The organism is Bacillaceae bacterium S4-13-56, from assembly GCA_040191315.1.
Taxonomy (GTDB): Bacteria; Bacillota; Bacilli; order Bacillales; family JAWJLM01; genus JAWJLM01.
Window position 1 is genome coordinate 1 of the sequence record JAWJLM010000110.1, and the last position, 9,844, is coordinate 9,844.

Genomic DNA, 9,844 nt, shown 5'->3' on the forward strand with positions numbered 1-9,844 from the left:
GAGTTTAGGGCAGGAGCAAGGGGCAAAAGTGAAAAAAGATCCTCAAAATAGGAAGCATGATTCCTCCACCTCTATCATACATTGTACTTGGGAGGTGGACCGGATGAATTTGCAAACCTTTTGGGAGCGGCAGTGTCAGCTCTTTTTAAAGAAGAGTAGGGATGGGGAACTACTTGATTTTCTAGAGAGAAAGCGAAGGGTTTTTGAGAATAGGGGCTACCAGATGGTTCGGATGCAGGCATACGGAAAGCCTGTGGGACGTTATCGTGATGAATCAGACAATCAGAAGATTACCTATGATCTTCATTTATCGTGGCTTGTTCGAAAAAAAGATCATTGGTATATGGAAGAGAAAAAAATGTTAAGGACTGCTGTATACAAAGGGGATCAATGGACAGAAGATAGGGAATTGTCGAACCCTCTGAATAGGGATGAAGAGGGCAACACGAATTGGCAACCTTCTGATGTCATGGAGGTAAGAAATCCAGAGCTATCCTATACCTATGATCGCCGGAAGGCAGTTCAGTATGCAGAACGCTGGTGGAATGATTATAATCCAAAATATAAAAAATTTGATGTGGATTGTACTAACTTTGTTTCGCAGTGTCTCCATGAGGGCGGTGCTCCTATGTGGGGTCAACCGGATCGGACCAAGGGCTGGTGGATGTCAGATAATTCGTGGAGTTACAGTTGGTCAGTTGCCAATGCACTTAGATGGTATTTAAGCGGATCAACAAAAGGGTTCCAGGCTGAGGAAGTTTCCAGTGCAGAAGAGTTAAGACCAGGGGACATCATTTGCTACGACTTTGAAGGGGATGGAAAATGGAACCATAATACAATTGTGGTAGAAAAAGATGCCAATGGTGAACCGTTAGTGAATGCCCATACACAAAATAGCCGCCACCGATACTGGTCCTATGAGGATTCAACGGCTTACACCCTAAATATTCAATATAAATTTTTTCATATTAAAGGATAGACTAGGCTTTCCCCACTTTAACGAGTAATACTCCCACCTCTACTCTTATGTAAAACAAGAAGAGTAGGTGGGATAGACTGCTCGTAAAATCCCGATTGGTTCAAGGGCCTTTAGGTCATACCCTTGTTAACAATCAGTGGGGATAAAGAAACCTCCCACTGATTGAAGTTTCACTTTATGATATAATAACCAAATTGAATATGATCGAAGTATAGAGGTGAAAAGAATGGGACTACACATCGTATTATACCAACCCGAAATCCCAGCAAATACTGGTAATATCGCAAGAACATGTTTAGCAACAAATACGAGTTTACATTTGATTCGGCCATTAGGGTTTTCTACGGATGATAAGATGCTTCGTCGTGCAGGACTAGATTATTGGCATGATGTGGATATCAAATACTATGATTCTTTGGATGAACTTTATAGAGCTTATCCGGAGGGGAAGTTTTATTATATAGAAAATTTCGGTACGGGGTACTATACTGACTTTGATTTTTCCAATACAGAAGAGGACATTTTCTTTGTATTTGGTCGAGAAACGAACGGTATACCGAGAGAGTTGCTTATTGGCAAAGAAGATCGTTGCCTTCGAATTCATATGACGGATAAGGTCAGATCTCTTAATCTTTCCAATACAGCCGCCATTATGATTTATGAAGCTTTACGTCAGCAAGGATTTCCGAAGCTTACTTAAAATGAATAAAAGCCAGCATCCTTAGTGGATGTTGGCTTTTTGATTATTCTTATTTACGCGCTCCGGGTTTGGAATCGTAGCCTGAAGTGAAGATAGCGAACAAAAATACCACCATTACCCCTAAAATTAGAACAAGGTTCATTATAAATAACCCCCCTTTATGTACTAAAAAAAACTTCGCTATTATTTATTATACCCAAAACTCCTTCAAGTGTGAATGAATAATGTGTTTTTTTGGGTCAAATACGTTACATTCCCTTCTTTCTATGTTTGGACAGATAGCACAATATTCAGAAAAAAATCATGATCAGTCTTTTTTAGGCATAGACTTTATTAATCTTGGTTCACGACTAACAGGGGAGGTCGCATTTGTGAGTATCTTAGAGAGGATTCGAGATTATCGTGAAGAAGAAGAAAGATTGAAGTGGGAAGGGACATTTGCGGAATACTTGGAAATGGTAAAAGAAAGACCTTATCTTGCACAATCTGCCCATTCTCGTGTTTATCATATGATTCAACAGGCTGGAATCGAGGAGAAGGATGGGAGAAAAATTTATCATTTTTTTGATAAAGAAATTTTTGGTCTGGAAGATGCCATGGAAAAATTGGTGGAAGAATATTTGCACCCAGCAGCCAAAAGGCTTGATGTTAGAAAAAGAATACTACTATTAATGGGTCCGGTTAGTGGAGGGAAGTCCACGATTGTTACGTTGCTAAAAAGAGGTTTGGAGAGATTTTCATATACGGATGAGGGAGCGGTATATGCAATTAAAGGCTGTCCTATGCATGAAGACCCCTTACACTTGATCCCTCATCATTTACGAGATGAATTTTATGATGAGTATGGAATTAAGATTGAAGGGAATTTGTCTCCACTTAATTCCATGAGATTAGAAAAAGAGTACGGAGGACGCATTGAAGATGTGAAAGTGGAAAGGATCTTTTTCTCAGAGGATAAAAGGACAGGGATCGGAACCTTTAGTCCATCAGATCCCAAATCACAGGATATTGCAGACCTCACAGGGTCGATTGATTTTTCAACCATTGCGGAATATGGGTCAGAATCCGACCCAAGAGCGTATCGCTTTGATGGGGAATTAAATAAGGCTAACCGAGGCCTGATGGAATTTCAAGAAATGTTGAAATGTGATGAAAAGTTTCTCTGGCATTTACTTTCACTCACTCAAGAGGGGAATTTTAAAGCGGGTAGGTTTGCGTTGATTAGTGCCGACGAGTTAATCGTAGCTCACACGAATGAATCGGAGTACCGATCCTTCATTGCCAACAAGAAAAATGAAGCTCTTCATTCTCGAATGATTGTCATGCCTGTTCCCTACAATTTAAAAATTAGTCAGGAAGAAAAAATTTATGAAAAAATGATCGGTCAAAGCGACATTAAAGACGTTCATATTGCTCCACATACGCTAAGAGTAGCTGCGATGTTTACAATTTTAACAAGATTAAAAGAAACAAATCAGGGGCAAGCAGACCTTTTGAAAAAAATGAGATTGTATGACGGAGAAAACGTTGAAGGATTCAGTGACGTGGATGTAGAGGAAATGAAGAAGGAGCATCCAGATGAGGGGATGTATGGAATTGATCCACGATACGTCATTAATCGCATTTCATCTACTATTATTAAAAAAGGGCTTACTTCCGTCAATGCATTAGATGTCCTTCGCTCTTTAAAGGATGGGCTCTCAAGCCATGCTTCTATCTCAAAGGATGATCGAGAGCGTTATCTCAATTTTATATCGATGGCACGAAAGGAATATGATGATATTGCCAAACAAGAGGTCCAAAAGGCCTTTGTTTATTCTTACGAAGAGTCTGCAAAAACTTTAATGAACAACTACCTGGATAATGTAGAAGCTTACTGCAACAAATCTAAGATTCGTGATCCGTTAACAGGAGAAGAGTTAAATCCAGACGAAAAGCTTATGCGTTCTATTGAAGAACAGATTGGTATTTCTGAAAATGCAAAGAAAGCCTTCCGCGAAGAGATTCTCATTCGTATTTCGGCTTATGCACGAAAAGGGAAGAAATTTGACTATCGATCTCATGAACGCTTACGAGAAGCTATTCAGAAGAAGCTTTTTGCGGATCTGAAGGATATAGTGAAAATTACTACTTCAACAAAGACACCAGATGAACAGCAACTGAAAAAAATTAATGAGGTTGTGGCAACACTCATTGATGAATACGGTTATAATTCGACATCGGCAAATGAATTGTTAAGGTATGTAGGAAGCTTGTTGAATCGATAAAAGATAGAAGCCGTCCAATGAGGGCGGCTTCTTCATATATTCAAACTGCTTTCTCATTTGCCTAAATGGTCCCACAAGGTATAAAAATAATATATTTCTTCCATAATAATGTTTTTATCTTGGGCTTTCACACCTCCCTTAATTCGTGAAATGGTTTCATCCACTTGCATCATGTTTTCCCTTTCAACACTGAATTGAACTCGAAAAACGATTTTATCCCATGCTGTTTGAATGTAGTCCACTTCCTCTTCGGCTTTTTCCCAATCCAGATGGTTTATGGATGTTTCTAAAGATTTCATTGCTTCAAGCAATCGGTCCTCTTCACTAATAGGTTGTTTGAGAAAAGAACCTGAGAGCATAATCGCAATAAATATAAGGATAAAACTCCAGGGTATGGCATATAGCATAAATTTTTTCATGAAAATCTCTCCTACTAAAAAGGGCCTTTATAATCACCGATGTCTTGTTCAGAACTGACATTATCCTCAATCTTATCTACGTATAACTGCTCATTGGGAAGAATGAGAGCATACGACACTTCCTTTATATCGGAGACTCCCTGTACTTTTAGCTGATTTTCCAACCACTCTACGTCTTTTTTTCGTTGTTTTAAGTTTTGTTTTAAGACGATTCCATCTTGTATCACTTCTGTTGACAACCGTAAGGGTGATGGGGTTAGCTGTAAATCTTTTGGGGTGACATGTCTAAATTCTGGTCGTTGAATAATAGAAAGTTTTCCATTCACCTCAAATATAGCTGTATCTATCTCTGTTATATCAAACACTCCATGTTGACGGAGAAGCATCATCAGTTCATTAAATTTGAGACGCATCTTTTTTAAGTTCTTTTCTAAGATTTTTCCATCCTGTATAACAATGGTAGGCTCTCCATCAATGATTTTCCCTGCATAACGATGTTTTATGGTGATAATTTGAAGTAAACCTGTTAGACCGGCAAACCCCGCTAAGCCTACCCAATGAACCCAGGCCTTTGTTGATAAATCCGTGGCAAGAGTGGCTGCAATCGACCCAATGGTAATTCCGTTGATATAGTCAAAAAAAGAAAGCTGTCCAACCTCTTGTTTTCCTAAAATTCTAGTGAAAATTAATAGGGTAAAAAAAGAGATGAAAACACGTACAATAACTATCATAGTTTCATCTAGCATAAAAACTCCTCCTGACTTTAGTATGGATAATTCAGTGATTTTCATGTTTTTAATTTAGAGAAGAGGGAAAAGGGTAAATGTGGGGTGATATGTATGACAAATAAAAGATTCGAAAAGGACAAACCCAATAATAGCTCCATGGCTAAAAATATGAAGGAAACTATAGAGTTAGGGAAAATCATGGAGCATATAGAGACAAATGAGGAAATTCAGGAAAAAGGAAAAGAACCTGATCCCAAACAGCACAAATGATGAAGTGGGGTGTCCCAATTGGACATCCCTTTAGTTTTTTACTTATGAAAGTAAAACTTTGGTTAACAATACATATTAGATAAATATGCTTTTACAACACATAGATAGGGTATATTAATTGAATAGCCAAGCATTAGGTTTCTATAATGGGGATGGAGATAAACGAAAAAAAAACCAATTCTATGGTAACGGAGGTTTTTAGTCGTGGCAGATGGATTTTGGGAAAACTTTCATGGTCCCAATCGTGGGTATATAGAAGAACAATATGAGTTATTTGAGAAAGACCCTGATGCTGTTGATCCATCGATCAAGTCGATGTTTGAAAAATATGGAGTACCCGTCTGGTTAGACCAGGGGATTACAGATGCTACTCCAGCTCTGACAAATCAGGTAAATATAGAAAAAGTAACAGCTGCATTAAAGCTAGTAGATGCCATTCGTCGATACGGCCATTTAGAAGCTGAAATCTATCCAGTAGGAAAACCATCTAATCGGTTTTCAGCTGTTCTTGATCCGGGTACGTATGGGTTAGAGGATCAAGACTTAAAAGATATTCCATCTGAATGGATATGGCCAGAGGCACCTAACCATCTAAATAATGGTTTTGAAGCTGTTCAGGAGTTAAAAGATATCTATATTGGTACAATTGCTTTTGAATTTGACCATGTGGATAACGAAGAGGAACGTGCTTTTCTTCAGAAACAGGTCGAAAGTGGGCATTATCGAGTGGATCTTTCCTCCCAGCAAAAAAAACAACTTTTAAATCGATTGGCTGAAGTGGAGGGCTTTGAACAATTTTTGGGAAAGACTTTTGTTGCACAAAAAAGGTTTTCGATTGAAGGTCTCGATATGATGGTTCCGATGTTAGATCATATTATTGAATCTTCATGTGATGATGAGACAGAACATATTATGATGGGGATGGCTCATCGGGGTCGTCTAAACGTTCTCGCTCATATTTTGGGAAAGCCTTATGATCATATTTTTTCAGAGTTCCACCATTCACCGAACAAGGATTTAGTGCCCTCTGAAGGTTCAATGGGGATTAATTATGGATGGACGGGAGATGTGAAGTATCATTTTGGTGCTCATCGTGTAGTCAATACAGAGGAAGAAGAAGGACCGTGTACACGCGTTACCTTGGCACATAATCCTTCTCACCTTGAATTCGTAAATCCAGTGGTAGAAGGTTTTACAAGGGCTGTTCAAGATGATCGAAACCAAAAAGGCTATCCAAAGCAAAATGTTGATAAGGCCTTTAGTATTTTGATTCATGGGGACGCTGCATTTCCTGGTGAAGGAGTTGTAGCAGAAACGTTAAATATGAGTGATTTGCCTGGATACTCTTCAGGAGGAACGGTTCATATTATTGCAAATAATATGGTGGGCTTTACAACACCTAGAGAACAGGGACGTTCCACTCGTTATTCTAGTGATGTAGCCAAAGGATATGAGATCCCAATTATTCATGTTAATGCCGATGATCCTATTGCATGTTTGAGTGCTGTTAAATTGGCTTATCAATATCGTAAAAGATTCCATAAGGATATACTGATAGATCTTGTGGGATATCGTCGCTACGGCCACAACGAAATGGATGAACCGAGAGCGACTCAACCTATTCTTTATAAGGAAATTGATGAACATGATACAGTAGCTAAGCTATATGCGGACCGTTTAGAAAAAGATGGTGTTGTAGATTCTAGATATTTTAATCAAGTAAAAGAAGAAATAGAAAGCAAACTACGAAAAGTTTTTGAAAACATGAAAGAAGATGAAAAGAAGCAGGAGGACCATGTCAAGATACCAGATGTTGTAGAGGCTAACCTTGAAGATATTTCTACTGAAGTGGATCTAGATCGCTTAAAGTCTATTAATGAGTCCCTGCTTCAGCTTCCGGAAAATTTTGAAATGTACCAGAAGTTAGGCCGTATGCTAAAGAAACGGAAAAAGGCCTTTGATGAAGGGAGTAAGGTGGATTGGGCGCTTGCAGAGGCATTGGCCTTTGCCGCCATCCTGCAAGATGGAACACCTATCAGGCTTACCGGTCAAGATACCGAACGTGGGACGTTTGCTCATCGACATCTTGTTTTGCACGACGTGAATGGAAATGACACATATAGTCCTATGCACGGGATACCCGATGTAAAGGTTTCTTTTGATATTCGAAACAGTCCCCTTTCAGAAATAGGGGTCCTTGGTTTTGAATATGGATATAGTGTTCAAGCAAAAGATGCACTAGTTCTTTGGGAGGCCCAGTACGGTGACTTTGCTAATGCTGGGCAGGTGATTATTGATCAGTTTATAGCGGCTGGCCGTGCCAAGTGGGGGCAGGCAACAAATATGGTTCTATTGCTTCCACATGGATATGAGGGTCAGGGGCCTGAACATTCAAGCGCCCGCTTGGAGCGATATTTGCAGTTGGCCGCTGAAAATAACTGGAGCGTAGTAAATGTGACCTCAGCTGCTCAGTATTTTCATCTCTTACGTCGACAAGCGGCAATCTCTGGGACAGCAAGAGCACGCCCTTTAATCGTAATGAGTCCAAAGAGCTTAATCCGAAATGATCGAATAGCTGATGATCCCGTAGAGTTTACAAAGAGATCCTTCATGCCTATTTTAGAGGAAGCCTTATCTGATGATCCTAAAATAGTTGAAAGACTTATTTTAGGATCAGGAAAAGTCATGGTCGATATTAGTGAATATGTAGATCAGAATAAAGGGAATTGGAGTAAGAATCATATCGTAAAAGTAGAGGAGATTTATCCATTCCCTGAAAAACGAGTGGCAGAAGTGTTAAAGAAATATCCAAATGTAAAAGAGGTTGTGTGGGTACAAGAAGAACCGAAGAATATGGGTAGCTGGGATTTTGTAAAGGGGACGCTACACCACCTTTTAACAGAAGAACAGCAATTAACGTATATAGGCCGACCAAACCGGTCATCCACCGCTGTTGGAGAACCAAATATTCATAAAACGGAGCAGCAACGAATTATTACTGAAGCTCTGAAGCCGTCAAAAGGAGGAGAAACACGTGAAAGAGATTAAAATTCCAGAACTAGCTGAATCGGTTACAGAAGGAACGGTCGCTGAATGGCTTGTGAAAAAAGGAGACCAAATCAAAAAAGGGGATCCTGTTCTTGAGCTTGAGACGGATAAAGTGAATGTGGAAGTGAACTCTGACTATGAAGGCGTTGTTGCTGAATTACTAGTAGAAGCTGGTGATGATGTTCAAGTCGGAGACACGGTTGCAAAAGTAGATGAAAGTGGAGAAATTTCTATGGATTCTTCTGATGAGGCTGAAGGTGATTCGAACCAGGAAGAATCTAAGTCGAAGCAGGATTCGAAACAAGAGGATTCGTCAGAGGAAAAAGAGGATTCCAAAGAGGCTCCAGTTAAGAAGCAATCAAAAGATGAAGAAAAGTCTTCAATAGGTGATGAGAAATCTCAAAAAGAAGTTTCTTCCGAAAAAGGTGTTATTGCATCGCCTGCTGCAAGAAAACGGGCTCGTGAGTTAGGGATTAATTTAAAAGATGTGTATCCAAAAGATCCGCTAGGGCGTATTCGTCCAGAGGATGTGGAGGAATCAGGAAAATCATCAACTCAAAAGAGTGGATCAGGTCAAGCAAAGTCAAGCTCAAACAACTCTTCTAGTTCAAAGAGTGAATCCAAGGATAAAACGGAATTCCAAAAGCCAGTGGAACGCATCAAGATGTCTCGTCGCCGAATGACCATAGCGAAGCGTTTAGTTGAAGCACAGCAAAGTTCAGCTATGTTAACGACCTTTAATGAAGTGGATATGACCAATGTGATGAAGCTTCGTAAAGAACGCAAGGATGATTTTGAGAAAAAGCACGGAGTACGGCTTGGTTTCATGTCTTTCTTTACCAAATCTGTAATTGGTGCCCTGAAGGATTTCCCATTATTAAATGCGGAAATTCAAGGGGACGAAATTGTTGTGAAGAAATTTTACGACATTGGAATGGCTGTTTCAACGGAGGGAGGTCTAGTCGTTCCTGTTGTTCGTGATGCGGACCGACTAGGTTTTGCTGGAATTGAGAAGGAAGTTGGTCGTCTGGCTGAAAAAGCACGTGATAAGAAACTCTCTTTAGATGATCTACAAGGGGGTTCCTTTACCATTACTAATGGTGGGGTATTTGGTTCCTTGTTATCAACACCTATTTTAAACACACCTCAGGTTGGGATTCTTGGTATGCACAAGATTGAGAAGCGTGCGGTTGTTATGCCTGATGATACGATTGAAGTTCGTCCCATGATGTATTTGGCTTTATCCTACGATCACCGGATTGTAGATGGGAGAGAAGCGGTTCAATTCTTGGTAAGAGTTAAGGAGCTCTTGGAAGATCCGTATGATTTACTGTTAGAAGGATAAAATCAAAGGAAGCATGTGATACTACAAGTGTCACATGCTTTTTTACATGAGAGATAAGAAATCATTATGGCTCGCTTCGCGGAGCCAC

Annotated in this window: 8 protein-coding genes; 6 read left to right on the forward strand and 2 right to left on the reverse strand. The window is 39.7% G+C overall.

What is annotated here, in order from left to right; genetic code table 11:
- The first annotated feature begins 103 nt into the window (after positions 1-103).
- The 3 genes from RZN25_17280 (at position 104) to RZN25_17290 (ending at position 3,946) form a co-directional block, all read left to right on the forward strand.
- The gene (locus tag RZN25_17280) at positions 104-979 is read left to right on the forward strand and encodes an amidase domain-containing protein (protein ID MEQ6378564.1); all 876 of its coding nucleotides are present in this window, start codon (positions 104-106) and stop codon (positions 977-979) included.
- Between the two features lie 226 nt (positions 980-1,205).
- Positions 1,206-1,679 (forward strand): tRNA (uridine(34)/cytosine(34)/5-carboxymethylaminomethyluridine(34)-2'-O)-methyltransferase TrmL, encoded by a 474-nt coding sequence (gene trmL, locus RZN25_17285; GenBank protein MEQ6378565.1) that lies wholly within the window; start codon positions 1,206-1,208, stop codon positions 1,677-1,679.
- Between the two features lie 371 nt (positions 1,680-2,050).
- The gene (locus RZN25_17290) at positions 2,051-3,946 is read left to right on the forward strand and encodes a PrkA family serine protein kinase (protein MEQ6378566.1); all 1,896 of its coding nucleotides are present in this window, start codon (positions 2,051-2,053) and stop codon (positions 3,944-3,946) included.
- A 53-nt stretch (positions 3,947-3,999) separates the two neighbouring features.
- On the opposite strand, the gene RZN25_17295 is transcribed toward RZN25_17290, so the two are convergent.
- Positions 4,000-4,365 carry a DUF4363 family protein gene (locus RZN25_17295; GenBank protein ID MEQ6378567.1) on the reverse strand — a complete coding sequence of 122 codons (366 nt, stop codon included), beginning with the start codon at positions 4,363-4,365 and terminating at the stop codon, positions 4,000-4,002.
- A 14-nt stretch (positions 4,366-4,379) separates the two neighbouring features.
- Positions 4,380-5,111: a DUF421 domain-containing protein gene (locus RZN25_17300; GenBank protein MEQ6378568.1), complete on the reverse strand. Its 732-nt coding sequence runs from the start codon at positions 5,109-5,111 to the stop codon at positions 4,380-4,382.
- Between the two features lie 93 nt (positions 5,112-5,204).
- Between RZN25_17300 and RZN25_17305 the strand changes: the two genes are divergently transcribed.
- From RZN25_17305 to odhB, 3 genes are all read left to right on the forward strand, one after another.
- The gene (locus RZN25_17305) at positions 5,205-5,363 is read left to right on the forward strand and encodes a hypothetical protein (protein MEQ6378569.1); all 159 of its coding nucleotides are present in this window, start codon (positions 5,205-5,207) and stop codon (positions 5,361-5,363) included.
- Positions 5,364-5,567: 204 nt separating this feature from the next.
- Entirely contained in the window at positions 5,568-8,411 is a 2,844-nt protein-coding gene (locus tag RZN25_17310) for a 2-oxoglutarate dehydrogenase E1 component (protein ID MEQ6378570.1), read from the forward strand.
- Entirely contained in the window at positions 8,398-9,756 is a 1,359-nt protein-coding gene (odhB, locus tag RZN25_17315) for a 2-oxoglutarate dehydrogenase complex dihydrolipoyllysine-residue succinyltransferase (protein ID MEQ6378571.1), read from the forward strand. Before RZN25_17310 ends, odhB begins: the two co-directional genes overlap by 14 nt.
- Positions 9,757-9,844 lie beyond the last annotated feature (88 nt).

Excerpts from the sequence above, each read along its gene's own strand:
- RZN25_17305 (MEQ6378569.1), top strand. The coding sequence starts at position 5,205 with ATGACAAATAAAAGATTCGAAAAGGACAAACCCAATAATAGCTCCATG.
- trmL (MEQ6378565.1), top strand. The coding sequence starts at position 1,206 with ATGGGACTACACATCGTATTATACCAACCCGAAATCCCAGCAAATACT.
- RZN25_17300 (MEQ6378568.1), bottom strand. The coding sequence starts at position 5,111 with ATGCTAGATGAAACTATGATAGTTATTGTACGTGTTTTCATCTCTTTT.
- RZN25_17295 (MEQ6378567.1), bottom strand. The coding sequence starts at position 4,365 with ATGAAAAAATTTATGCTATATGCCATACCCTGGAGTTTTATCCTTATA.
- RZN25_17280 (MEQ6378564.1), top strand. The coding sequence starts at position 104 with ATGAATTTGCAAACCTTTTGGGAGCGGCAGTGTCAGCTCTTTTTAAAG.